The organism is Stenotrophomonas sp. PE591 (genome assembly GCF_018320795.1).
Lineage (GTDB): Bacteria > Pseudomonadota > Gammaproteobacteria > Xanthomonadales > Xanthomonadaceae > Stenotrophomonas > Stenotrophomonas maltophilia.
On the sequence record NZ_JAAOKO010000004.1, the window covers coordinates 384,435 to 409,871 of the forward strand.

General features: G+C 67.4%; 22 protein-coding genes. 16 read left to right on the forward strand and 6 right to left on the reverse strand.

All coding sequences use genetic code 11. The annotated features are described in order from the left end of the window. Window positions 1–6 precede the first annotated feature (6 nt). Window positions 7–723: an MgtC/SapB family protein gene (locus tag JLDANKMP_RS13615; protein WP_005409984.1), complete on the forward strand. Its 717-nt coding sequence runs from the start codon at window positions 7–9 to the stop codon at window positions 721–723. A 71-nt stretch (window positions 724–794) separates the two neighbouring features. Here JLDANKMP_RS13615 and JLDANKMP_RS13620 read toward each other — a convergent pair whose 3' ends face one another. Next, the gene (locus tag JLDANKMP_RS13620) at window positions 795–1,202 is read right to left on the reverse strand and encodes a MerR family transcriptional regulator (RefSeq protein ID WP_005413733.1); all 408 of its coding nucleotides are present in this window, start codon (window positions 1,200–1,202) and stop codon (window positions 795–797) included. A gap of 63 nt (window positions 1,203–1,265) precedes the next feature. On the opposite strand from JLDANKMP_RS13620, the gene JLDANKMP_RS13625 reads away from it, so the two are divergent. Next, the gene (locus JLDANKMP_RS13625; protein WP_212561404.1) at window positions 1,266–2,093 is read left to right on the forward strand and encodes a class I SAM-dependent methyltransferase; all 828 of its coding nucleotides are present in this window, start codon (window positions 1,266–1,268) and stop codon (window positions 2,091–2,093) included. A gap of 80 nt (window positions 2,094–2,173) precedes the next feature. Here JLDANKMP_RS13625 and JLDANKMP_RS13630 read toward each other — a convergent pair whose 3' ends face one another. From JLDANKMP_RS13630 to JLDANKMP_RS13645, 4 genes are all read right to left on the reverse strand, one after another. Beyond that, window positions 2,174–2,476, reverse strand: a complete 303-nt coding sequence (locus JLDANKMP_RS13630) for a hypothetical protein (RefSeq protein ID WP_008265168.1) — start codon at window positions 2,474–2,476, stop codon at window positions 2,174–2,176. A 109-nt stretch (window positions 2,477–2,585) separates the two neighbouring features. Next, complete coding sequence (locus tag JLDANKMP_RS13635) at window positions 2,586–3,422, reverse strand: OmpA family protein (protein WP_212561405.1); 837 nt, start codon at window positions 3,420–3,422, stop codon at window positions 2,586–2,588. A gap of 62 nt (window positions 3,423–3,484) precedes the next feature. Further along, window positions 3,485–8,974 carry an ESPR-type extended signal peptide-containing protein gene (locus JLDANKMP_RS13640; protein ID WP_212561406.1) on the reverse strand — a complete coding sequence of 1,830 codons (5,490 nt, stop codon included), beginning with the start codon at window positions 8,972–8,974 and terminating at the stop codon, window positions 3,485–3,487. Window positions 8,975–9,209: 235 nt separating this feature from the next. After that, window positions 9,210–10,190, reverse strand: a complete 981-nt coding sequence (locus tag JLDANKMP_RS13645) for a helix-turn-helix domain-containing protein (RefSeq protein WP_005409990.1) — start codon at window positions 10,188–10,190, stop codon at window positions 9,210–9,212. 693 nt (window positions 10,191–10,883) lie between these two features. Between JLDANKMP_RS13645 and JLDANKMP_RS13650 the strand changes: the two genes are divergently transcribed. The 13 genes from JLDANKMP_RS13650 to JLDANKMP_RS13710 all read left to right on the forward strand — a co-directional run bounded on the left by JLDANKMP_RS13650 (window position 10,884) and on the right by JLDANKMP_RS13710 (window position 23,488). After that, window positions 10,884–11,084: a Flp family type IVb pilin gene (locus JLDANKMP_RS13650; protein WP_005409991.1), complete on the forward strand. Its 201-nt coding sequence runs from the start codon at window positions 10,884–10,886 to the stop codon at window positions 11,082–11,084. 89 nt (window positions 11,085–11,173) lie between these two features. Beyond that, window positions 11,174–11,719 carry a prepilin peptidase gene (locus JLDANKMP_RS13655; RefSeq protein WP_005409992.1) on the forward strand — a complete coding sequence of 182 codons (546 nt, stop codon included), beginning with the start codon at window positions 11,174–11,176 and terminating at the stop codon, window positions 11,717–11,719. After that, window positions 11,716–12,192 (forward strand): TadE/TadG family type IV pilus assembly protein, encoded by a 477-nt coding sequence (locus JLDANKMP_RS13660; RefSeq protein WP_043035235.1) that lies wholly within the window; start codon window positions 11,716–11,718, stop codon window positions 12,190–12,192. Before JLDANKMP_RS13655 ends, JLDANKMP_RS13660 begins: the two co-directional genes overlap by 4 nt. Window positions 12,193–12,215: 23 nt before the next feature. Beyond that, window positions 12,216–13,253, forward strand: a complete 1,038-nt coding sequence (gene cpaB, locus JLDANKMP_RS13665; RefSeq protein WP_005409994.1) for a Flp pilus assembly protein CpaB — start codon at window positions 12,216–12,218, stop codon at window positions 13,251–13,253. An 18-nt stretch (window positions 13,254–13,271) separates the two neighbouring features. Next, the gene (locus tag JLDANKMP_RS13670) at window positions 13,272–14,627 is read left to right on the forward strand and encodes a type II and III secretion system protein family protein (protein ID WP_212561407.1); all 1,356 of its coding nucleotides are present in this window, start codon (window positions 13,272–13,274) and stop codon (window positions 14,625–14,627) included. A 27-nt stretch (window positions 14,628–14,654) separates the two neighbouring features. Next, the gene (locus JLDANKMP_RS13675; protein WP_024958095.1) at window positions 14,655–15,911 is read left to right on the forward strand and encodes a fimbrial protein; all 1,257 of its coding nucleotides are present in this window, start codon (window positions 14,655–14,657) and stop codon (window positions 15,909–15,911) included. Continuing rightward, window positions 15,896–17,245 (forward strand): CpaF family protein, encoded by a 1,350-nt coding sequence (locus JLDANKMP_RS13680; RefSeq protein ID WP_212561408.1) that lies wholly within the window; start codon window positions 15,896–15,898, stop codon window positions 17,243–17,245. The genes JLDANKMP_RS13675 and JLDANKMP_RS13680 overlap by 16 nt, the downstream gene beginning before the upstream one ends. Window positions 17,246–17,247: 2 nt before the next feature. After that, window positions 17,248–18,204 (forward strand): type II secretion system F family protein, encoded by a 957-nt coding sequence (locus JLDANKMP_RS13685; protein ID WP_212561409.1) that lies wholly within the window; start codon window positions 17,248–17,250, stop codon window positions 18,202–18,204. Between the two features lie 28 nt (window positions 18,205–18,232). Beyond that, window positions 18,233–19,168 carry a type II secretion system F family protein gene (locus tag JLDANKMP_RS13690; protein WP_005409999.1) on the forward strand — a complete coding sequence of 312 codons (936 nt, stop codon included), beginning with the start codon at window positions 18,233–18,235 and terminating at the stop codon, window positions 19,166–19,168. Further along, window positions 19,168–20,058, forward strand: a complete 891-nt coding sequence (locus JLDANKMP_RS13695; RefSeq protein WP_212561410.1) for a Flp pilus assembly protein TadD — start codon at window positions 19,168–19,170, stop codon at window positions 20,056–20,058. The genes JLDANKMP_RS13690 and JLDANKMP_RS13695 overlap by 1 nt, the downstream gene beginning before the upstream one ends. Next, window positions 20,055–20,513, forward strand: coding sequence for a DUF3613 domain-containing protein (locus JLDANKMP_RS13700; protein WP_212561411.1), 459 nt, complete (start codon window positions 20,055–20,057; stop codon window positions 20,511–20,513). Before JLDANKMP_RS13695 ends, JLDANKMP_RS13700 begins: the two co-directional genes overlap by 4 nt. Before the next feature lie 8 nt (window positions 20,514–20,521). Further along, window positions 20,522–22,675, forward strand: coding sequence for a TadG family pilus assembly protein (locus JLDANKMP_RS13705; protein ID WP_212561412.1), 2,154 nt, complete (start codon window positions 20,522–20,524; stop codon window positions 22,673–22,675). Between the two features lie 99 nt (window positions 22,676–22,774). After that, the gene (locus JLDANKMP_RS13710) at window positions 22,775–23,488 is read left to right on the forward strand and encodes a DUF2968 domain-containing protein (RefSeq protein ID WP_005410003.1); all 714 of its coding nucleotides are present in this window, start codon (window positions 22,775–22,777) and stop codon (window positions 23,486–23,488) included. 69 nt (window positions 23,489–23,557) lie between these two features. Here the strand turns inward: JLDANKMP_RS13710 and JLDANKMP_RS13715 are convergent, their stop codons facing one another. After that, a complete protein-coding gene (locus JLDANKMP_RS13715) occupies window positions 23,558–23,953 on the reverse strand; it encodes a hypothetical protein (RefSeq protein WP_212561413.1) in 396 nt (131 codons plus the stop codon). Between the two features lie 186 nt (window positions 23,954–24,139). On the opposite strand from JLDANKMP_RS13715, the gene JLDANKMP_RS13720 reads away from it, so the two are divergent. Continuing rightward, window positions 24,140–24,964, forward strand: coding sequence for an alpha/beta hydrolase (locus JLDANKMP_RS13720; protein ID WP_099561417.1), 825 nt, complete (start codon window positions 24,140–24,142; stop codon window positions 24,962–24,964). Window positions 24,965–25,437: the final 473 nt, after the last annotated feature.

Below are 25,437 nucleotides of genomic sequence, written 5' to 3' on the forward strand. Positions count from 1 at the left end.
CCGGCCATGCGCTTCATCGAGACCTTCCAGGCCGGTCCCTTCGCCGACACCGTGGTGAGCCTGCTGGCCGCCTTCGTGCTGGGCACGCTGATCGGCGCCGAGCGCCAGTACCGGCAACGCACCGCCGGCCTGCGCACCAACGTGCTGGTCGCCGTCGGCGCCGCCGCCTTCGTCGACCTGGGCATGCGCATCGCCGGCAGCGCCGAGGCGGTGCGGGTGATCTCCTACGTGGTCTCCGGCGTCGGCTTCCTAGGTGCCGGCGTGATCATGAAGGAAGGCATGAACGTTCGCGGCCTCAACACCGCCGCCACCCTGTGGTGCTCGGCGGCGGTGGGCAGCTGCACCGGCGCGGACATGCTGGCCGAAGGCGTGCTGCTGACCGTACTGATCATCGCCGGCAACACCCTGCTGCGGCCGCTGGTGAATGCGATCAACCGTATCCCGATCAACGAGGCCGCCACCGAAGCGACCTACGAAGTGCGCCTGAGCGTGGATGCCGAAGCCGTGCCGCGGGTGCGCGAGCGCCTCGTCGATGCGCTGGAGGCTGCGCAGTATCCGGTCGGCGACGTGCAGGTCGTCGAGCATGCCGATGCACCCACCGATGTGATCGCGGTGCTGGTCAGTACCGCCGTGAGTGCCGATGAGCTGGATGTGGTGCTGGCGCGGATGGAACACGTGCCGGGCGTGCTGCACGCCACCTGGGAAGTCAGCACCCGCGATTGATTCATCCACGCATGGCGTGGATCTACCGAGGTCGTGGTGAAGTAGATCCACGCCATGCGTGGATGCTTCTCTCACCCACCCGCCATGCGCTGCTGTGCGCGCAGCAGCTTGCGGAATGAACCGCACTGCCGCGCGTCCTGCGCTTCCGGGCAGGCCGCCGCGCGCTGCAGGTGCCGGCGCACCCGCTGCAACTGGGTGATCTGCCGCTGCAGCACATCGGCCTGTGCCAGCAGCGCCTCACGGTCCAGCGAGATGCACCCATCCTGCGGCGGCAGCGACAACCCGATCTGCTGCAGCGACAACCCGGCCGCCTGGCCAAGACCGATCAGCGCCAGCCGTTCCAGCACGCGCTCGTCGTACTGCCGGCGCAGGCCGCGACGGCCCAATGCCTGCAGCAGCCCAAGCTGTTCGTAGTAGCGCAGGGTCGAGGCCGGCACGCCACTGCGCTTGACCACCTCGCCGATATCCAGTTCACGCACGGGCTTGACCTCAAGTGACCTTCAAGCGCCAACCTATGGGCGACTTCCCCGCAAGGCAAGACCATGACCAGTACATCCCCCGTTGATCAGAACGCGCTGTGGAACGGCCCCGGTGGTCAGACCTGGGTTGCGCAGCAGGCCATCCTCGACGGCCTGCTCCAACCCCTGGCCGACCTGCTGGTCGACGAACTGACCGACACCGTCACGCAACTGCTGGATGTAGGCTGCGGGACCGGTGCCAGCCTGCTGGCCTCAGCCGCCGCACGCCCGTCGGCGCACTGCACCGGCCTGGACATCTCCGCGCCGATGCTGGCGCTGGCCCGTCAACGCGCCGAGGCGGCAGGACTGGACGCAGACTTCATCGTCGCCGACGCACAGCAGCATCCGTTGCCCACCGCGCACTTCGACTGGATCCAATCTCGGTTGGGCGTGATGTTCTTCGAAGATACCGAGGCCGCCTTCGCCAACCTGCACCGTGCCGCGCGACCGGGTGCCGGCCTGCGTTTCATCGCCTGGCGCAGCGCAGCGGAGAACCCGTTCATGACAACGGCCGAACGCGCCATTGGCGATGAACTCGATCTACCCCCACGCGCGCCCGGCGCACCGGGTCAGTTCGCCTTTGCCGATGGCGAGCGTGTGCAGCACCTGCTGCAGGCCGCCGGCTGGAAGGACGTGGAGGTTGTTGCGGTAGACCTGCCCTGCTCGCTCACCCGCGAAGACCTGCCGACCTATGTCGGCCAGCTGGGCCCGTTGGGCCTGGCGCTGCGCAATCTGCCCGAAGACCGGGCCACCTCGCTCCGGAACAAGGCGGTAGCGGCATTCACCCCGTTCATCGAGGGCGACCGCGTACGCGTGGATGCCGCCTGCTGGCTGGTCCGCGCCCGCGCCTAGGAAAAGGGGACGGAGGGGATTAAGTCGTTCTTGCCCCGAGTGTGCCGGAAACGACTTAATCCCCTCCGTCCCCTTTTTCCCTACAGCGCCTCGCCGGCGTCGGCCAGGCGCGATTCGATCAGCGCATACCACTGCTGCAGCACGTCGATCAGCATGTCCAGCTCGGCGTCGGTACGCTGTGCGCGGCCACTGCGCAGGCAGGCCTGGGCTTCCTGCAGCTGGGCCAGGAACCCGGCCACGGTATCGGCCTGCAGGATCAGCCCCGGCAGGCGCCGCCCGGGAATGCGTACCACGGCATGGTTGCCGAGCTGGCCGTACACGCTGAGTGTGGTTTCCGTCTTCATGGAAAGAGGCAGGAATTGAGCGTTCATCGCGTGCACCATGGAAAACCTGAGCCGCCGGCAGGCGTGGTCAACGGGGGAGACGTAACCACGTCCTGCCGACGGTCAGGGGGGACTCGGGATACCGGGGCATTGCCCCGGTGCGGGACTCTCAGCGCGGTTGGGCGATCCCAGCGATCTGCACGCGACGGTTCGGCGCCAGGCAGGCGATCAGCTCGCGCCGATTGCGCTGCTCGCACTGCACGATCGGCTCGGCTGCGCCCCGCCCTTCGGCGCTGATGCTGGCCGCAGGCACCCCGCCCTGCACCAGCGCGCTGCGTACGGCCTCGGCACGTCGCTGCGACAGGGTCTGGTTGTAGCTGGCACTGCCGATACGGTCGGTGTACCCGGTCACCCGGATCGACTGCACCTGCGCGGCCTCGCGCACCTGCGCCAGGATGCCCTGCACCGCCTGCTGGCCTTCGGCGCTGAGTACCGCGCTGTCGAATCCGAACAGGGCGTCGGCCGACAGCCGCAGGGGTTGCTCCGGCAGCGGTGCCGGTGCAGGCGGCGCCGGTGGCCGTGGCGGTTCGATCACCGCCGCGCACGATTCCGGCTTCCAGTAGCCCCCCTGGGCGATGCCCTTGCTGTCGAAGCGCACCTGGAACTGGCAGGTGAAATACTCCGCGCCCTGCGCGGTGCGGAAGTTGAACAGGTAGTTCCACTCGCGCACGCCCCACATGCCTTCGTTGAAGTGCGGCGTGCCCAGCAAGCTATACAGCTGCCGCTTGCTCATGCCCGGCGCGAATCTGCGCAGGTCGGCGACGTCGGGATAGATGCCCTCCTTCAACGAAGCCTTCGACGCCTCCGGGAACTGCACGGCGGTGGTGTCGGCAGGACGGTCGGCGGCCGGCGCATGGCTGCGGCAGGCGGCCAGCAGGCCCATCCCCAGGACCAGGCCCAGCACTGCGGCCATCTGGCCGGTGCGGGCGATGCGATGCTGTTTCATGTCATTCCCCCCTTTGGACGTTTCCGCGATGCCGGGCCGCGCGTGCGGCCCGGCCGCGGGGATCACCACTGGATGCCGGCACCGACGGCCACACCGGCCTCGCCACGGCTGTTGGTGGAGCCGCTGAACTTGTAGATCCAGCGACCACCTTCAGAGACACCGGAGATACCGATCGCCACGCCCGACTCGCCGTTGTAGCTGCCAGCGGCGACCGAGGCCATGCTGCGGCCCGCTTCGCTGGGCTGCGGCAGCGCTGCGGTGGCCATCGCCGACGCGATACCGGCCGAGGCGCGGTTGTCGGTCTTGCGCAGGTCGCGCTCGAAGCCGCCCATGCGCTCGTCGGTGTACGCCTTCGACCAATCCAGGGTCTGCGCCATGCCCGACTTCAGCTGGTCCACGTTGACCGCGTCGGTACCGGCGGTGCCGGCGGCGACGTTGCGCACCGTGGTCGGGCCGCTGTTGGTGCTGCCCAGGGTGACGCTGTTGTAGTTGGTCGCACCGTTCACCGTGGTGTCGTAGCGGATCGTGCCCTGCTGCGAGGCCTGCAGCTGGCGTACGTTGACCGCATCGGTGGCCTGCGAACCGTCGGCCACGTTGACCACCTGGCGTTCGGCACCAGCGGCACCCACCGAGACCGTGTTGGCCCGGTTCGCCACCGAACCCGCACCCAGCGCCACCGAGTTGTCGGCCTGCGCCTGCGAACCATTGCCCAGCGCGGTCGAGTTGGCGCCGGCTGCGGTTGAGCCTGCACCACCGGCGGCCGAGTTGGCACCGCTGGCGGACGGGTCGGCCAGGTTGTTGGTGTTGTTGGCGCGGAAGCTGCCGGCCACGTTGGTGATGTTCTGGATCTTCTGGTCGGTGTACTTCTTCGATTCGTCGATGGCGTAGTTCACGCCGTTCTTCAGCTGGCCGACGTTGGTTGCGTCGTACGTATCGGAACCGTCGGCGACATGGGTGATCTTGCGCTCGCTGCCAGTACTGCCGACCGAGACCTCACCGGCCGAGTTGCTGGCACCGGTCTGGCCGTAGGCACCGGTGTAGCCGCTCTGCGCACCGACGCTGGCCACCGAACCTGCACCCAGTGCCACACTGTTGCCGGCACTGGCGCTGGCGCCGTTGCCGACCGCCACGCTGTTGGCACCGGCCGCACTGGCCTGCGGGCCGACCGCCACCGCCTCCGCCCCGGCCGCCGTTGCGGCCGCTGCAGTCGAGTTCACCGCCAGGTAGGCACTGCCACCGCCGCCGTTGGTGATGCGCTGGTTGAGGACCTTCAGCGAGCCGTCCACCGCAGTGAAGGCGGCGGTGACATTGTTGTAGTCGCCGCTGGTGAAAGTGCCATCGGTGGCGATGCTGGAGATGCTGAACTTCGGCGCGGTCCACACGTTGGTGGTGCCGTTGTACGAGGTGGTGCCACCGAAGTAGTTGGCAATGGTGCCGTTCGTGCTGAACAGCTGGTCGCCGGTGATGGCATCGCTGCTGCCAGCCAGGATGCTGCCGGCGGCGACGTTGGTGATCTTCACCGCGCCGGTGCCGGTCAGCGTCACGCTGTTGAGCACGTTGCCGCTGGCGTCGACGTCGTACTTCACGGCCAGCTTGTCGATCTCGCCGGTCTGGTCGGCAACGTTGGCCAGCGAATTGCTGACCGCGTCGAACGCGGTACCGACGTCGTTGTAGTTGCCCTTGGTAATCGTGCCGTTGGCGGCCACGTTGTTGATCGAATAGGTCGGTGCGGTCAGTACGCCGCTGGCGTTGACCGCCGCGCCACCACCGAGGTGGGTGGCAACGGCCTGGTTGGCCGCAAACAGCTGGGCACCGTTGATGGCCTCGCTGCTGGTGGCACTGACCTGGCCCGGGCCCAGGTTGCGCAGCGTGGTGGCGGTGCCGCTCTGGCCCAGCGTGGCACTGGCGTAGTTGACGCTGCCGTCGCCGTTGAGGTCGTAGCGCAGGGCGCCCTGCTCCGACGCCTGCAGCTGGCCCAGGTTGACCGCATCGGTCGCGGCGGTACCGGCGGCCATGTTGGTGACCTGGCGTTCGGCACCGGCCGCACCGATGGACACGCTGTTGGCACGGTCGGCCAGGCTGCCGGCACCCACCGCGATACTGTTGGCGGCGGTGGCGCGGGCGTTGGTACCGACCGCGATCGAGTCGGCGCCGGTGGCCAGCGCCTCGGTACCGGTCGAGTTCACCCGCAGGTACTTGGTGCCACCGTTGCGGATATCGGTGATCTGCGTGTTGAGATTGACCAGCGAGCCGTCGACCGCTGCGAAAGCATCGGTGGCGTTCTCATACAGGCCCTTGGCGATGGCGCCGCCGGTGGAGATGGTGCTGATCTCGAACAGCGGTGCAGTGAACGCGCCGCTGGCCGGATCGAAGGCCGCGCGGCCGCCGAAGAAGCTGGCGATGGCAGCATTGGTCGCCGCCAGCTGGCCGCCATTGACCGCTTCCAGACTGCCAGCAGTGACTGCGCCGCCGGCCAGGTTGCCGATGGTGGTGGTGCCGGTGCCCGCCCCGAGCGTGACACGGCGATAGTTCGGATTGCCGCCAGCATCCAGGTCGTAGGTGACGGCGGCATCGGCCACGCCGTTGATCAGGCTGATCGCGCCCTTCAGCTGGGCTACGTTGACCGCATCGGTGTTGACGCTACCGGCAGCCACGTTGGTGATCTGGCGCTCGCCACCACCGGCGGTGCCCACCGACACTTCGCCCGCCGAAACCTGCGGAGCAGTCAGGCCGTAAGCACTGTAGCTGGCCTGCGCGCCGCGCAGTGCGGCCGAGCGGTAGCCCAGTGCGACCGAGTTGGCCTGGTTGGAGGTGGCTTCAGCACCGAGCAGGGTCTGCCCGTTTGCGGTACCGACGGCACTGTCGCCGACGATCACCGAATGGCCCATGCGCGCAGCGTAGTCGGCGGTCGGCACACCGGTCGGATTGCTCGGGTCGTTGACCCCATCACCCGGGAAGGCGACGTTGGCATCGACCTTCGGCAATTCGTGCCGTGCATTGGCACCGATCACCACTTCCTTCGAACCGTTGGCGAAGGCGCCATCGCCCATCAGCACCTGGTAGTCCTGCGCGGCGTTCACGGCCCAGCACGAGATGTCAGCCAGGGCGACGTCCAGGCACTTGGCGGCCCACGCCGGCGAGTCCTTCGGCAGCAGCAGGCCCAGCAGGCCGCCCGGATTGCCGTTGTTGATGTTGTAGATGTAGCTGTCGGAGGTGACGCCACCGATCAGGGTCAGGTGCGAGCTGCCACCGGTAGCGGCACCGCCCAGCCCGTTGAGGGTGCTGCCGACGGGCGACAGGTTGACCACCGGCAGGCCCAGCACATTGACCGTCGAGTAGGTCTGCATCACGTTGGCATTGCTGAGCTTGAGGTTGCCGTTGCTCAGGTAGCCGTCGCCACCGAACAGGCTGGTGGTGGTCGGGCCGATCAGCTGCCCGACATTGCCGACCAGGCCGCCGGTGCCGATGATCAGGCCCGCGTTCGGATCGGCCGGAGCCGGCGCCTTCGGGCTGGTGGGCGGGATCGCCGAGGGCTTGGTCAGGCCGAGGCCGCCGAGCGTGCCGCCGACCAGGCCGCCGACCGCGCTGCCCAGATTGCCGAGGGTGCCATTGAGGTTGCCGTTGAGCAGGTTGCCCACGGCACTGCCGACGTTGCCGAGCGTGTTGCCCAGCAGGCCACCCAGGCCAGTGCCGGAGCCGGTGGCGCCATTGAGCAGACCGCCGACGGAACCGACGGTGTTGTTGAGCGTGCCGCCGACCGCAGTGCCGACGCTGCCAACCGTGCCGCCGACTGCGCCACCCACGCTGCCGACGGTGCCATTGAGGGCACCACCGACCGTACCACCGACGCTGCCTACGGCGCCGTTCAGTGCGCCGCCCACGGCACCGCCGACACTGCCTACGGTGCCATTCAGTGCGCCACCCACGGCGCCTACAGTGTTGTTGAGCGTTCCGCCCACGGCGCCGCTCACGCTGCCGACCGTGCCATTGAGGGCGCCGCCGACCGCACCACCGACGGTGCCTACGGTGCCGTTCAGTGCGCCACCCACGGCGCCCACGGTGTTGTTGAGCGTGCCGCCAACGGCACCGCCGACGCTGCCGACCGTGTCATTGAGGGCTCCGCCGACCGCACCACCGACGGTGCCCACGGCGCCGTTCAGTGCGCCGCCCACGGCGCCTACGGTGTTGTTTAACGTGCCGCCTACGGCGCCGCCCACGCTGCCGACCGTGCCATTGAGGGCGCCGCCGACCGCACCACCGACGGTACCTAGGGTGCCGTTCAGTGCGCCGCCGACGGCGCCCACGGTGTTGTTTAGCGTGCCGCCTACGGCACCGCCGACGCTGCCGACCGTGCCATTGAGGGCGCCGCCGACCGCACCACCGACGCTGCCTACGGTGCCGTTCAGTGCGCCACCCACGACGCCTACAGTGTTGTTGAGCGTGCCGCCTACGGCGCCGCCCACGCTGCCGACCGTGCCATTGAGGGCTCCACCGACCGCACCACCGACGCTGCCTACGGTGCCATTCAGTGCGCCACCCACGGCGCCCACGGTGTTGCTGAGCGTGCCGCCTACGGCGCCGCCCACGCTGCCGACCGTGCCATTGAGGGCACCACCGACCGCGCTGCCGACCGTACCGACGGTGCCGTTGAGCGCACCACCGACTGCATTGCCTGCGGCGCCGACCGCACTACCCACCAGCCCACCGACACCCAGTGCGCTGTTCTGCGCCGCAACCGTTGCCTGGCCGGCCAGTTTCAGATTGCGATCGGCAACCACTTCCTGGCCATTCGGCGCCTGCACGCGCACCTTGCCGGCAGCACCAGCATCGAATGCTGCGGTGATCGCGCGATCGTGGGTTTCTCCCGGCAGTTCCTCCTTGGCGGGCAGCGTGATCGCCGCCGTCGCCTTTACCTGGCCCTGGGCGTCGACCTGGTGGCCTGCCACCTTCAGCTTCGAATCCAGCGCCCCATCCACAGAAGCCTTCAGACCCCGCAGTGCGCCCGTCGGCGCGCCGCTGATGCCGGCGGCCGCCTTTGCACCGGTATCGATTGATGCCACCTGCGCGCCGCCAAGACCGATGTTGGCATTCGCTCGGACATCACCGGCAAGCCTTGGCACGGCGACCTGCTTCGGCGCCGTGTTCGCGGCCAGCTTGACCTGCACGGAGGCCGGCAGCACGTCACGCACCACCGGCAGCGACGCGGTGCTCAACTGCAGGCCGACGCGCGCATCCGCGCTGATCGCCGGGCTGCTCTGGGCCTGGCTTGCGGCAGCCGCGAGGGCTACCTCGGCATCGACCTTGACTGGCATCGGCTGGGTGTACTTGGCTGCAAGAGCCTGCAGATCACGCAGCGACTGATTGGATTCGGATGCTCCCGCGTGGCCACTGGCCAGCACACACAGCAGGGCCAGGGCGAGCGTGGTGGGCATCAGCAGGAGGGCGCGCGGATCCCGCACGGCGCTGCCGCCGCTGTCGCCGGTGGCCAGTTCCGAGGCCACAACCAGAGCATTGAGCTGGCGGTTCCATACACGCCGGTAGATGCGATTCATGAGCACTTCCCCCGTAGGCGAACAACTTGAATGTCAGTGGACTTGCCGTTAGGCAGGTGACTGACATTTCAGCGTTTGCAACGGTGGCTGCGCACTTCATTCCGGCACGGCAATCGCGCATTCCGGCAAATCCACGGCCGGAATCGGCAGCGGGCTATGCAGAAGCGGCAACGATATCGGCAAGCGCATGGGCAATTCCGGCAGAAACCACCCCGAAACCCTTGCGGCGCTTGATTCAGGCCGGCTGGCCGATCTGCGCGGGAGCGCGCATCAGCGTATCGCGCGGCAGCTCGCCGAAAACCTTGCGGTAGTTGTCGGCAAAGCGGGAGAGGTCCCATAGGCCACAGCTGAGGGCGATCGCCTTCACCGAACGGCGGCTGGAATCGGCCATGGACAGGCTGCGGCAGGCAGCGCACAGGCGCAGCATCGACAGATAACGGTTGGGCGAAGTTCCGAACAGATCCTCGAAGGCATAGCGCAGGCCGCGTTCGCTGACACCCGCTGCGTCGCATATCTCGTTCATGTAGATATTGCGGCGCAGGTTGAGCCGCATGAAGTTCTCCGCCCGCTGCGCGATCAGATAATGCGTGCGCCGGGCGCGGCTGCAGCCGGGGCGATCGGCGGCGCCTGCACCGAGCAGGGCCTGCACGTGCTCGTGCAGCAATCGTTCGGTTTCCTGCGGCTGCAGGCCAGCGCCCTGGCCGAGCTGAAGATGCAGCTGCTGATAATGATGGGCGAGTGGCGCTGAATCGTTCGCCAGATTGAACAGTGAAAGCGCCTGACCCGCGGGCGGTGTGCTGCGCAGGCTCAGTTCGGTCAACTTGCGTTGCACCCGTGCGACCGGCACCAGCATCAGGGTCATGTGCGTACCGGGGCTGAGCGTAAACTCGCTGATGCCTTCGGGCATCACCGTCAGCGCCATCCCCGGTGCAAGCGGCACCCCGTGGCACCAGCTCAGTGTTTCATCGGTGGCGTGCAGATACCCCAGCATCGCCCAGTCGGGTGGCAGCATGAAGCGGCCGCGGCAGTGGAAACCGCAACTGATGCTGCAGAACAGGGCTTCCTCATGCACGCGCGAAGCGAAGGCCGCCCGCGGCCCGTTGCCATCGAGCAGCAGCAGTTCGACATCGCACACGCGAAGTACGCCGCCCAGCGTCGCCAGATCGATCGATCGCAGGCCGCTGTCGTCGCTGTCTTCTACCCCACCATCGACCATGACAGTGTCGTCCCCCCGTTGATCCGCAACTCGCTGCGGCCCCCACTGCCTGACAGGGCCACACCATTCCTCCAGGAACCTTCGCCATTGCCGGGATGGCCGCGGCCGGTGCCGCGCGACCAACCCGGTTGAAAGCAGCAACGTGAGAGCGAGTATGCCCGATAATCATCGAAGGTAAACCCGAACTCCGTATTGAAGAAAATAGATACAGAGATGAAGAAAATGTCGTCGCCAGTGGCACGGTATTCGCATGCACCATTTGCGCCATCACAATATCTGCACGTCGATGAATCGTTTTGCCAGCGAACGGATATGCGTCACAGAAACAACCTGAAAGTTTGAGGGCTGCCGCGTTTCTGCCGAATTTGCATATAGGTTCCAGTTGCAGCCAACCGCCATTCAGGCAAAGTCGATGACACGGTGATCCGGTCGCTTCAAAACGACCACACCTGGGGGAGCGTATGACCACGACCGTATCGCAGAACAGTTCGACCGCCGGCGCATCGCCGCGTGGTTGCGACGTTGCGGCCGGCATTTCCCCCGGGGCAGATCACCAGGAATGAGCACGGCGGGTCATTCCCGTCATGCCACCCCGCCAGGATGTGCGGGGCCCACGGACGATCCCGGCGGAGCCGGGCCACCGCCCAACAGGTGTCCTGCATCTGCAGACAACAAGTAGAGGGAGACAAGGCCATGAACGCATCCATCCGCAAGTTCCTGAAGGAAGAAGATGGCGTCACCGCGCTCGAGTACGGGCTGCTGGCCGCCGTCATCGCCGGCATCCTGATCGCGGTCGGCAACAAGGAGATCAAGGGGTTCTTCGAGACGCTGTTCAAGAACCTCTCCGAACTCGCCACCAAGGCCTCCGGGTCGGCACCCGCGACCGGCGGCTGAGCCTGCGTGCATCGCACATCCCTGCAGCGGTGCTGGGATGTGCCCGGTGGCAACTGCAGGCTGTCCAATGACGGACGACGGAGTGTGCGATGACGTTGCTGGGACTATTGGCCATCGGCGTGTGCCTGCGGATCGCGATCAGCGATCTGTATGCCCGCCGGGTGCCCAATGCCTGGCTGTTGTCTGCGTCCATCATTGCCATCGCATTGATCATCGCGGGGCAGTTCAGCACGCCGCGCCAGCCGTGGCCTGCCCACGCGGCGGGCGCGGCGCTCGGCCTGGTCGCCCTGCTGCCGTTCTATGCCATCCGCTGGATGGGCGCCGGTGACGTCAAGTTCTTCGCGGTACTGGGGCTGATGCTGGGCTGGAAAGCCCTGCTGCCGATCTGGATGGTGGCCAGTCTCGCGGCCGGCCTGCACGCGGCAGTGATCATTGTCGGCCGCCGCCTGGGCGTGATGCTGCCCACGGGCCTTCAGATGCAGGTCAACCGCGCCAGCAGCCAATGGCAATCGCACCCCGCCCTGCGCGACATGCAGGCCGCGCGCCAGGGACGACATGGCATTCCCTACGCAGCCTACCTGGCCATCACCGGCATCGGCTGGGTCCTGGCAAGCGTCTATGGAGGTGTGGCATGAACATCCGCAATCCACGGCGTCAACGCGGTGCAGCCAGCATCGAATTTGCCCTGATGCTCATGCTGGGCCTGCTGCCACTGCTGCTGTTCACGTTCTCCGGCGTGATGATCATGGCCGCGCAACAGACATTGGCGACGGCCTCGGCCGAGGGCGCTCGCGCTTCGTTGCGCTATGGCAGCGCCAATGAACGGCGTACCGCAGCCTGCGTAGCAGCCCGCAGTTCGATGCAGTGGCTGTTGAAATTCTCTGGACAGGGTGTCGACTGCAGCAATGGCGGCAGCAACGCAATCGTTGTCTCCGCGCAGGCACCCTGCGCCGGCCTGGCCACTGCCCAGTGCATGACGGTGACCGTCAGCTACGACTACGCCAGCCACCCCTTCCTGCCGGGCACCGCCACGCTATACAAGTGGGTGATGCAGGCCCCCATCCGTAGTGTCGCGGTCGCCCAGCTCGACCTCGGCAGCGGCAACTGACCATCGGCACAGGAGACGGTTCCATGCTCAAGTTGACCCGCATCGCTGCCGTCGCCCTGATCGGGCTGGCCGTGCTGCTGGCGGTGATCGCCTTGATGATCGGGCGCAAGCAGGCCGCGCCGGCCACGGTTGCCCCGGTCGCGCAGAGCGAAGCCCAGGCGATCACCGTGGTAGAGGCGGTGGCCCGACTGCCGGCCGGCGAACCGATCTCTGCCAATGGAGTGCGCCTTGCGCAGCGGACCACGGCGGTAGCCGGTGCTGCCACCAGCATCTCGGCCGTGGTCGGCAAGGTACCGGTGCAGGACATCGCCGAGGGCACCGCCATCAGCAGCGGCGCCCTGGCACAGGGATTCTCGCTGCAGCTGCGTCCGGGCGAACGCGCGCTGGCCGTCCCGGTGGACGAACTGGTCGGCGCCGGAAACCGCATCCTGCCGGGTGATTTCGTCGATGTCTTCCTCAACCTGCGCAATGCCCAGCCCAACGCCAGCGGTCCGGCAGAGGCCGCGCAGACCCGCCTGCTGCTGTCCCGGCTGCGCGTACTCAGCTACGGTCAACAGGACATCGCTCCGGTCACCGGCGATGCCGTCGCCGGCAACGAAGGCGATACCCGCAACGATCCCCGCGCCGCCGACATCACCGGCAATGGCAGCAATCATGGCTCGGGCAACGAGGCCACTCAGCCGGCACGCAGTGCGGTGCTGGCAGTGCCGGTGGCCGATGCCAACCGGCTGCTGCTGGGTGCGCAGCAGGGAAAGCTGTTCCTTGCCCTGCGCAACCCTGCCGATACGGGGCAACCCGACCTTGCACTGTTCCCACAGGCGCGTGGCGTGATCGATCCCGTGCGTGGCCTCGATGCCGAACAGCAGCTCGCACTGCAGCGGCCGGAGAACCACGCCTTCGCCGGCATCGATGGTGATGCCCTGGCCGGCCGCGGCAACAGCGCAGCCCGCAGCAACCCGCAGCCGCCGGTGCATGCGCCGGCGGCTCGACGCAGCGCACCGCGTGCGTCGGGCATCGAGATCATCCGTGGCGACAGCTCCGCCCCCCGCGGTTCCCTTTGACCTGCATCGAGCGCATCCATGACCGAACGCCGCCGCCCACGCCCCTCCCCCCGCCAGTGCTGGCTGGCCCTGCTGCTGGTGCTGCTGGCTCCGGCAACAAGCGTGGCCGCAGACGATCTCGTGTTGCAGGCGCGTGAGCAGCGCCCGTGGACGCTTCCGGCCGACCTGGAACGGGTCGCCATCGCCGACCCAGGCGTCGCCGATATCGTGATGCTGCGTGGGCAGCGGCAGGCCCTGCTGGTCGGGAAAGCGCCGGGTACGACGACCCTCCTGCTGTGGCACCGCAAGCAGGCCGAGCCGCAACGCCTGCAGGTGCGGGTGCAGAGTGCCGTGCAGGGCGCGGCAGACGCAGGCTCCAACGGGCTGGTGTTCACCCAGCAGGACAACCAGGGCCTGCTGCAGGGAAGCACCGATAGCGTGCTCTCGCACATGCAGGAACAGAAGACCGCGGCCATGGCGCTGGGCAAGGACGGGCTGCTTGCCGACGCGTCGACGGTCAGCAGCGGCGGCGTGGTGCAGGTCGAGGTCAAGGTGGTCGAATTCAACAAGACCGCGTTGAAGCAGATCGGTATCAGCTTCCAGAACCGCAATGGCAGCTTCGCCTACGGCTTCGCCCGCCCGGGCGGCCAGCTACCGGGCAACACCGGCATCCTGCCGGGCATGAAGGAAGGCAACTCCGGCAATGAGGCCGAGTCGCCCATCTCTTCGGCGTTCCGGCTGGTGTTCGGCTCGACCAAGGGCCTGTGGAACGCCGATGTCGACCTGTTGCAGAGCAACGGCATGGCGCGCGTGCTGGCCGAACCTACCCTGGTCGCACTATCCGGCCAGAGCGCCAGCTTCCTGGCTGGCGGCGAACTGCCGATCCTGGAACCGCAGGGCCTGGGCACCACCACCATCACCTATAAACCGTTCGGCATCGGCCTGACGGTGACACCAACGGTGCTGGCCCCCAACCGCATCGCGCTGAAGGTCGCACCGGAAGCCAGTGATCTGGACTACAGCAACGCCATTGCCCTCAATGGCGTGCAGATTCCCTCGATCACCACGCGCCGTGCCGACACCACGGTCGAACTGGGCGATGGCGAGAGCTTCGTGATCGGCGGCCTGGTCAGCTCCAATGTCGTCTCCAACGTCGGCAAGATCCCGCTGTTGGGCGACCTGCCGATCATCGGCTCGTTCTTCCGCAACTTCGACTACAAGCGCCAGGACAAGGAGCTGGTGATCATCGTCACGCCGCGGCTGGTGCAGCCGCTGGCGCGCAACACCGAGCTGCCGTTGCCTGGCGAACGCGAGGCCAAGCCGCACATGCCCGAATGGGGCGCCTGGCTGCTGGGTCCCATCAGCCAGGACCCGGTACCCGGCTTCTCACGCTGATTCCATGATGCCTGCGATACCACGCCCATGCCCTACGCCACTGCCCAGCCGCTGCATCCGCAAGGACCGCCGATGAATCTGGTCCTGTACGGAATGGATCGCGAACTGCTGCCCCGGCTGGCGGCCAAACTGCCGCCGACCACTACCCTGCACTGGCAGGACAGCAGCACGCCGACCTCCGCTCTGGACCTGCAACGCGGGCCGCAGAGCCTTGTGCTGCTGGATTTCCGCCCTGAACATGCCGCCGCCTCCAGCGTGCTGGCGCAGCAACTGCAACAGACCGAACCGGATCTTGCATTGGTTGCCGTCGGTGCCACCAGTACCGGCCAGGTGGAAGGCATCGTCATTGCATTGCGGGCGGGCCTGCGCGACGTGCTGGACCTGGACAGCGACAACGTCGGCATCGAGGCCGCGCTGCGCCGCGCCCTGTCGCCGCGACCGGCTGCCGCCGCGCAGCACGCGCACAAGGCGCGCCTGATCGTGCTGCTGGGCGTGCGCGCCGGAGTGGGCACCAGTACGCTGGCCGCGCATCTTTCGGTGCTGGCACAGCAGACCCGTGCGCTGGCGCAGGGCGAGGCGCTGCAGCAGGACGGCCTGCTGATGGAGCTGGCCCAGCCTTCGGGTGACCTCGCGCTGTACCTCAACCTGGACAGCCGCTTCCATTACGAAGACGCGCTGCGCAACGCCAGCCGCATCGACGCCACCCTCGCCCGCACTGCGATGGCTCGCCATGACACCGGCCTGGTGCTGCTGGACCGCGCCAGCGGCAGCGATGCGGTGCCGCCATCCGATCCGGCTGCGCTGCTGCAGCGCCTGCGCCACGTATTCGCCAGCGTGCTGTGCGATGCCGGTGGCTGCCCGCTGCGGCAGCTACCGCCGCTGTTGCTGGACCAGGCCGACGAGATCTGGCTGGTCACGGACGCCTCGATCGCCACGCTGGTATCGCTCGACCAGGCCTTGAAGCACCTGGCCGGCCAGCGCGAACGGGAGAAGCGCCTGCAGCTGGTGATCAACCGCCACGACGACAGCAGCGGCATGAGTCCCGACCAGATCGCACGCCGATTCGAAGTGCCACTGCTGGCCACGCTGCCTGAACGCCCGCGCGTGCGCCTGGCGGCCAGCCAGGGACATCTGCTGCTGCAGGACGCACCGCGCGACCCCTACCTGCGTGCCCTCGCCCCGCTTGTGTCGCGCCTGGATCCGGCTGCCTGCCCGGTCCAGGCCCATGGCCTGCGGGAAAGACTCTCCCTTGCCCTGGGTGGATCGCAATGGAAGACAAGGTAACCCCGTTCCCACATGCCGCCACCCGCCCGGTGCTGCCCGACGGCGCCCCGGCCCACCTGCCGTTCGCGCAGACCGAGCAGTACCAGAAGGTGCTGTCGGCCGCCCATGAGCACCTGCTCAACAGCATCGAGGACGAGCGCATCGACATCGATTCCTGGGCCCCTGACACCATCGCCCGCTGGGTGCAGGTGCAGACGGTGGGCTTCATCCAGGAATGGCGCATCCCGATCAACGAGGAGGAGATGCAGGTGGTGGCCGAAGGCCTGGTCAAGGAGCTGACCGGCTTCGGCCCGCTCGACGACCTGCTGCACGACCCGACGATCGAGGACATCCTGATCAATGGGTTCAAGGATGTGCATGTCTCGCAGGGAGGACAGCTCAAGCGCGCCACCCAGCGTTTCACCGACGACACCCACCTGCTGCGCATCCTTCGCCGCATCCTCGCGCCGCTGGGCCGCCGACTGGACGACTCCAACCCGATGGTCGATGCGCGCCTGCCCAACGGTGGCCGCCTCAACGCGATCATCTCGCCGCTGGCAGTGGATGGGCCGATGGTCTCCATCCGCAAGTTCCGCAAGGATCCGTTCACCCCGGACGAGCTGCTGGCCAAGGGCACCTTCGATGCGCCGATGCAGGCGCTGTTGAAGGCCATGGTGCTGGGCCGCTGCAACATTCTGGTGTCCGGCGGCACCAGTTCCGGCAAGACTTCACTGCTGAACGCACTGGCCAGCTACGTGCCGCCGAACGAACGCGTGATCACCGTCGAGGACACCGCCGAACTGTCACTCAACCACCCGCACGTGGTCCGCCTGGAAAGCCGCATCGGTGGCGCCGAAGGCCATGGCGCGGTGAGCATCCGCGACCTGGTCCGCAACAGCCTGCGCATGCGCCCGGACCGTATCGTGGTCGGCGAGGTGCGCGGCGCCGAGGTACTGGAAATGCTGCAGGCGATGAACACCGGCCATGACGGCTCGATGGCGACCATCCATGCCAACTCTCCGCGCGACTGCCTGTACCGCATCGAGATGCTGGCCGGGTTCGCCGGGTTCCAGGGCAGCGAGGACAGCCTGCGCCGGCAGATCGCCAGCGCCATCGACTTCATCGTGCAGATCTCGCGGCTGGGCAGCGGCCGGCGCGTGCTGGTCTCGATCACGGAAATCACCGGTGTCAGTGACAACCTGATCACGACCCAGGAAATGTTCCGTCACGAACTGCAGATCGATGGCAACGGCAAGGAAATCGATCGCTGGATCGGACTGGGCTTCCACCCGCATTCGCACAAGCTGGAGCCGTTCCGGCAGCAGTTGCGCGAATCGTTGTACGGAGATTTCTGAGCATGGGCACGGGCCTGCTGCTGGGTGTACTGAGCATCATCTCGGTGCTGCTGGCGCTTGCGGTATGGCTGTGGGGCACCGCCAGCAACCGGGAGCAACGCCAGGCTTCGCTGCAGCACGCCGAGCAGCAGCTGGCTCGCGGAGGCGCCAGTGGCGGAGCCCCGGCCGGGGCATCCGTAGCCGCCGCCAACCACCCGGCGCGACCGGCAAGTGCCGGGCGCCGGGTGTTGCCGCTGGACGGCCTGCTGCAACGTGCGGGCCTGCAGACGGGTTGGAAGCTGCCCATCATGGTGCTGGTGCCGGGACTGGTGCTTTCGGTCGTGGCCATGCTCAGGCTCGGTACGGCGTGGATGTTCCCCCTGACCCTGCTGCTGTACCTGCTGGCCTGCTGGCTGTGGGTCATGCGCCGCACCACGAAACTGCGTGCACAGCTGCTGCACCAGCTGCCCGACTTCCTCGACAACCTGGTGCGGCTGACCGCGCTCGGCAACAGCCTGCAGGCTGCCTTCCAGGTGGCATCGATGCAGACCAGCGCGCCGCTGCGCGGACTGCTGGACACCACCGTGCGCTACGCGCGCAGCGGCATGGACCTGGACCGTGCCCTGAGCCTGGCGGCACAGCCCTACCGGATGGATGTGCTCAAGGTGCTGTCCGTCGTGATTGGTGTCAGCGTACGCATCGGCGGACGCTCCGATCAGATCCTGCAGCGCATGGGCGATTTCATGCGCGACCTGGAGCAGGCCCAGCAGGAGCTGGCCGCGACCACGTCGGAAACCCGCATGTCAGCCTGGGTGCTCGGCCTGCTGCCACCGGCCAGCGCGGTGCTGATGGCCATATCGAGCCCCGAATTTTTCCAGCCGGTGCTGCACGATCCGCTGGGTCACAAGATCCTGTTGATCGCGCTGGGGCTGGAGCTGTTTGGCGCTTTCCTGCTCTACCGCCTGGCCAAGTCGCTATGACCACCCGGATCCGCCACGGAGGTGCCCGATGAGCGCCAGCACCTGGTTTGCCCTGTCGCTGCTGGTTCTGGCCGCCGGTGTTGCCCTGCTGGGCATCGCCGGATGGGTACGCAGCCATCGCGAACAGCGCACTTCGGCCACCTTGAAGACCGCACTGCAACCGCGGGATGAGGCGCGCGACACGGAGGCCGCGCGCCGTGATTCGCTGGGTTGGCTGGAACGCTTCGGGCGCGCGCTCAGTGGCGGCCGCCTGGAATCTGCATTGCTGGCCAATGAAGACCGGCTGCTGCTGGACCTGGCGGGCTGGAACACACGTCGTGGCACCGCCATCTATCTCGGCCTGCGCCTGCTGCTGGGCGTGCTGGTGCTGGTGCTGGCCCTGGCGTTCAGCAGCGCCCAGGGCCTGGCCAGGATGATGGTTGTGATCGGTGCGCTCGCGGCAGGCCTGCTGCTGCCGAAGTTCATCCTCTCTTCGTGGGTGAAGCGGCGCCGGCGCGCCGTCGACAACGAGCTGCCCCTGCTGATCGACCTGCTGCGCCTGCTGCAGGGCGTGGGCTTCAGCATGGACCAGAGCCTGCAGACGCTGGGCGACAAGCTGCGCGACGCGTTGCCGGTGCTTGGCGGCGAGTTGCAGGAGGCCAACGTCGCGTACACCCATGGCCGCACGCGCGCGCAGTCCCTGCGCCGGCTGAGCGAGGTCTACGCGGATGATGACCTGACCAGCCTGATGCAGTTGATCCTGCAGGTGCACGCGCACGGCGGCGCAGTGCAGGAACCACTGCGGCAGTTCAGCATCCGGTTGCGCGAACAGCGCCGCAACGCCCTGAAGGAAAAGGTTGGCAAACTCTCGGTGAAGATGACCGTGGTGATGATGCTTACCCTGCTGCCAGCGCTGATGCTGGTTCTTGCCGGACCGGCGCTGGTCGCGCTGGCCACCACCATGTCCAAGATGGGATCGCCCTGATGCCTGCCCTGCGCACCTCCTGCCTGTTGCTCGCCCTTGCCGCCGTCGCCAGTGGTTGTGCGTCGACAACGCCGAAGTACCTGCGCGCGCCCAGCCTGGCCGCGCCCGAACCGGCGCCGCAGGACAGCCGCAATGCCTACCTGGAACTGATCGGGCGCATGCAGCAGCAGGGTGCCTGGTATGCCTCGCTGGCCCACGTCGATGCCTTCCGCCAGCGCTATGGCGACCCGCCGGCGTTGCGCCTGCTGCAGGCCGACGCCCTGCGCGAGACCGGCCAGGCCGACGCTGCCATCGCCCTGTACCGCGAGCTCTCCAGTGGCCCGCAGGCCGCTGCCGCCGCACACGGCCTGGGCCTGATCGCCGCGCGCCGTGACGACGATGGCGGCAGCGAGGAGGCACTGGCCCGGGCCACGCAGCTGCAGCCATTGAACACCGATTACCTGGGCGATCTCGGCTATGCACGTCTGCGTGCAGGTCAGTTCGAACAGGCGCGTGAACCGTTGGCCAAGGCGCTGGAGCTGTCTCCAGGCAATGCCAAGGCCACCGCCAACCTCGCCCTGTGGGCGGTGCTGCGTGGCGACACCGCCACTGCAGAGCGCCTCGCCGGACAGGCCAACCTCAACGAGGACACCCGCCGCAGCATCCAGCAACAGGCCGCGCAGATCCGTGCTCGCCTGCAGCAGCGCCAGGCCGCCGCGGCAGCTGCCGCAGTCGTGCCGGCCCCTGCGCGTGCTACCGCAAGCGCTGCCGCCAGCAACCGGCCCGGCGCCGCGCGACTGGCGGCGGAACCACACCGCGACAGCCGCGATGAACGCGATCCGCAGCGCCTGCCGCCCTCGATGCTGGAACGCTTCAGCACCTCCGATCAGCCGAACGGAAACACTCCATGAGCGCCATGCCCCTGACCCGACACCTGTTGCCTGCACTGGCCTGCCTGCTGTTGACCGGCGGCGCGCAGGCGCAGCAGCAACCCCTGACCGGGCAGATGCTTGGCGGCAGCACGCCCGCTGCGCCGGCTTCGCAGCCGCTGCAGTCCGAGTCACTGGCCACCGTGGACCTGGCGACCCCGCCGGCACCGGTGCCGCAGGCGGCGCCTGCAGCGGTCGCCACCACCGACGGCAACGCTGCAGCCGCGCGACCCGTCCGCAGCCAGATCGGCGACACCACGCGCGACCTGTTCCGCCTGCAGGCATCAGGGCAGCAGGCCGGGCAACGCCTGCCGATCCTCGGCGACCAGGCTACGTTGAGCTACGCCCGCTACATGAAGAGCTTCGAACACGAGATCCCGGACTTCTTTGAAACCGATGTCGCCAAGTCCAAGGGATCATCCTCATCGGGACGCTGAGGTAGGCCATGAAACGCCCACGCCAGTTCAGTTTCGGCCGCCCACGCGGCGGCATGTCGGTCACCATGATGCTGGTCATGCTGGCGCTGCTCGCCATGCTGGGCCTGGTAGAGATCGGCTATCTGTTCTGGGCCAAGCGTGACGCACAGAAAGTCGCGGACCTCGCTGCACTGGCCGGTGCACAGCGGCTGGAGCTGTGCACGTCTGACAACAGCGACAACAGTGCAGCGCGGCAGAGCGCGGTCACCCAGAACAGGTTTGCAGGCACCGTGCAGATCCGCTGCGGCAACTGGAGCGCCACACGCAGCACGTCGAACCGCTTCGTCACCACCGTCGATGCCAGCAACCCGCGCAATGCCGTGCAGGTAGTCGCGCAGCGCAGCGTGCTGCCGTTCTTCGGCCAGAACACCGGCCTGCCCACCGTCAGCGTGGAGGCCGTAGCCCGCCGTTCGGAGCCCACTGCAGTATTCGCGGTCGGTTCGCAGCTGCTGCGCACCAATGGCGACTCGGTACTGTTGTCGACCCTGCGCCTGGTCGGCCTGGATGTGACCAATGCCACCGTGCTGTCCTATGACGGCCTCGCCCAGGCCAACATCACGCCGTCGGGTCTGCTCAAGGCGCTGAACATCCCGGTCAGCGCCAACCTCAGCGTGGCTGACTTCAACCGGCTGCTGTCGGTCAACAAAGTCTCGCTGGCACAGCTGGTCGATGCCACCGCCACCGTGGTCGGCCGCGACAGCACCGTGGGCGTACAGCTGCGTGCACTGTCCGATCTGGTCGCCACCCAGCTGGACATCAACAAGCTCAACATCGTGCTGGGCAGCCAGTCCGGTGGCGGCGGTCTGTTCGCCGAAGTGGTCTCGCCCGATGGCACGGTCGGCAGCGCGCTGGAAACGAAGGTCAACGTGCTCAACCTGATCAGTACCGCCATCTCCATCGCCAACGACGGCAATGGCGTTGCGGTGAAGGGACTGGACCTGCTGGGCATCAACATCCAGGCCGGCGTGGTGGAACCGCCCTCGATCGCCATCGGTGGTATCGGCACACGCGCGTACAACGCGCAGGTGCGGCTGATGGTGGACGTGGACAGCAACAACCTGTTCGCGGTGGGCCCGTTGCTGAACCTGCTCGGCACGCGCCTGCACCTGCCACTGCATGTCGATGTCGCCAACGCGATGGGCACGCTGACCGGTATCCAGTGCGGCGCCAGTCCACCCAAGGCCACCATCCAGGTCGATTCGTCGGTGCTGCGCGCCTGCGTCGGTAATGTCGACCCGGCGCAACGCTTTTCCAGGAGCAATGTCTGCGACGCCACCCTGAAGAACGAGCAGTTGCTGAGACTACTCGGACAACCCTTGATCAATGACAGGATCACCCTGCCCGCCCTGACCAGCTCGCAGAACCTGACCCTTGCCGCCGGCGAGACCGCTTCGACCCGGATCAATCCACTTGCAGTGGGCAACGCGGTGTCGGACCTGGTCAATGAACTGCTGCGCGTGTTGTCGGGCATGCTCAGCTCACCCAAGCAGGGCATGAGCGCCAACGACACCGCCAAGGCACTGGCCGACCGCTACCTGCAGGCCACCTTCCCGCCGAACACCCGCTATGAGGTGGACAAGTTGATTCCACTGCTGCGCGATGGAGACGCAAGCCGGCAACTGGCCCCGCTCAACAGCTGGACCGTACCCGGAGGCCTGCCCTACGCCTGCGGCCTGCTGAACCTGGCCACCTGCCACAAGGACGGTCCGGTCTGGGACGCGTTCAAGGTGACCGTCACCGGCCAGGGACTGGGCGTGCTCGATGGGCTGTTGGGATCGCTGGTGGGCGGCCTGCTGATCAACCGCTGCGACAGCCTGCTGGGCAACCTGATCGACTACAACGGGTGTGTACGCAACAACCTGGCCTCGTACATCCAGACCGCGCCGGCCGGCTTCCTCGATGGTACCGGTGGAACCGGCGTCACCAATCCGGATGGCAGCGTGAGCTGCAGCGGCCTGCTGTGCACGCTGCTCAAGCCGATCCTGACCGCCCTGCGGCCGGTGCTCAACAGCGTCGGCACCCTGTTGACCAACCTGCTGGCGAGCGTGCTGGGCCTGGAACTCGGCCGCACCGACGTCAACGTGCAGTCCATCCAGTGCAGCGTGGCGCAGCTGGTCTACTGACCCGTGACGGGCGCCCTTGGCGGTGCCCGCGCCCATGCTAGACTCCCGGCGGGGAACCACCTTCATCTCAACCCACACTCATCCGTGGATGGTCTAGACATGCGAGAAACTTCAGGGGGCGCGGTCTTCGCCCGGCACGCGCGCGGCGCGGCACTGCTGGCCGTGGCCATGATGCTGGTGGCACCGGCGGCCATGGCTGCCCGTGGCGACCGCGAAGCAGCCGCAGAGCCGGCCGCACGCAGCGCGCCGGTGGTGCGCAACACCGTTGACGAGCTCAAGCAGCTGATGGATTCGCGCCAGCTGACCGAGCTGCGCACGACCTACAACGGCAACTATGGCGCCAGCCTGCTGTTCAACGCCAACACCCTGACCTACTACGTCGCCCTGTTCCAGGAGAAGAACTTCTGGCGGGTGATCAAGACCGATGCGGTCGACAACGCCGAGCGCGTCTACCGCACCTTTGCCCAGCAATCGGAACAGCTGGCGCAGGTCTACATCGATACGACCCGCCTGGAAGCCGGCAAGCGCTACACCGAGCGCCTGGTGGCCTACAACGAGGAGCGCCTGCGCACCCTGCAGCAGGAAATGGAACAGCAGCAGGCGCAGTCGGCCCAGGTCAGCGCCGCCCTGCAGCAGGCGCAGCAGCAGGCAGTCAGCCTCAGCACCGACGTGCAGAGCACCAACAGCCAGCTGGATGCCCTGCAGCGCCGCATCCAGATCCTGCAGGCCGAACAGGGCAACCCGGAGCTGAGCCTGCCCAAGCCGGAAGGCGTGCCCTCGCCGGCACCGGCTGCCGCCAGCGACGGGCGCTGAAGGCCAGCGCACAGTAGTCCCGCACGACGGCGCCCTTGGGCGCCGTTGTCGTTTCCATCATTACCGGATTCAGCGGCACGCGTCGTACACCGCGTCATCGAGCTGCCGACGCTGTACGAAGTCCAGGCGCTTGACCTTGGCCAGCACCTCCCCGCGGCGCTGTCGTGCGCGCTCACAGGCCCTGGGGTCCGTGCTGATGGGTATCAGCGCGGCCTGCGGCCACCCCGAGCGCACGGTGCGCGGTCGCGCCGGCACCGCGCTGCCCGCGCCGGCCGGCTTTGGCACCGGTCCGCGTGACAGCGACTGCTCCTCGGGCACCTCCCAGCGCCATTCCGCATGCCCCTGGCAGGGTGTCTGCTGATAGACCGGATGTGGCCCGTCCACGCATTTGTAGACGTTGGTCTGCGCATGAACCGCCGTGGCCAGCATCAGGCACAACAGTGGGCTGCATCGCATTCTCGGCATCGCGGGCTCCTCGACCAGGCTGCCGCCATCGTCTGCGCGGTGGCCGCTTCATGCCAGAGCGATACGCGTCACAGTCCGGGCAATCCAGCACAGCCGTGCAAGCCGTCCGAAGTGCACTGCGATGTACTGCCGAGGGCCCCGGCACCGCTGCCAGTGCCTTCCCTCCCTTCCGCCAAGGAACCCGCAATGAGCAATTACGTCACCGTCGCCGACGGCGCCCGCATTTTCTACAAGGACTGGGGCACCGGCCAGCCGGTCGTGTTCGCCCACGGCTGGCCGCTGTCGTCCGATGCCTGGGACCCGCAGATGCTGTTCATGGGCCAGAACGGCTTCCGCGTGATCGCCCACGACCGTCGCAGCCACGGCCGTTCGAGCCAGACCTGGGATGGCAACAACATGGACACCTACGCCGATGACCTGGCCGCGGTGATCGAGGCGCTGGACCTGAAGGACGCGATCCTGGTCGGCCATTCCACCGGCGGCGGCGAAGTGGCCCACTACATCGGCCGCCACGGCAGCAAGCGCGTGTCAAAAGTGGTGCTGGTCGGCGCCGTGCCGCCGCTGATGCTGAAAACCGACGCCAATCCGGCCGGCACCCCGCTGGAAGTATTCGACGGCATCCGCAAGGGCACGGGCGGTGACCGCTCGCAGTTCTTCAAGGACCTGACCACACCGTTCTTCGGTGCCAACCGCGATGGCAATACCGTTACCCAGGGCATGCGTGATTCGTTCTGGCTGCAGGGCATGCTCGGCGGCGTCAAGGGCCAGTACGACTGCGTGCACGAATTCTCGGAAGTGGACTACACCGAGGACCTGAAGAAGATCGACGTGCCGGCGCTGGTGGTGCACGGCGATGACGACCAGATCGTCCCGTTCGATGCCTCGGCGAAGCTGTCCTCGCAGATCATCAAGGATGCCGAGCTGAAGGTGTACGCCGGTGCGCCGCATGGCCTGACCGTCACCCACGCCGACCAGTTCAACGCCGACCTGCTCGCGTTCGCGCGCAGCTGATGTACCGCGGCGGCGCCGCACCGGTGCCGCCGCCCCTTCGGTAGTGCCGACCGCTGGCCGGCAACCCGATCATCCATCGTGATCACGCACAGCCGGCCAGCGGCCGGCTCTACCACCGGCGGGTCAACCGCCTCTGCTTCGGTAGTGCCGGCCGCTGGCCGGCAACCCGATCAACATCGTGATCACGCACAGCCGGCCAGCGGCCGGCTCTACCACCGGCGGGTCAACCGCCTCTGCTTCGGTAGTGCCGGCCGATGGCCGGCAACCCGATCATCCATCGTGATCACGCACAGCCGGCCAGCGGCCGGCTCTACCACCGGCGGGTCAACCGCCTCTGCTTCGGTAGTGCCGGCCGCTGGCCGGCAACCCGATCACCATCGTGATCACGCGCAGCCGGCCAGCGGCCGGCTCTACCACCGGCGGGTCAACCGCCTCTGCTTCGGTAGTGCCGGCCGCTGGCCGGCAACCCCATC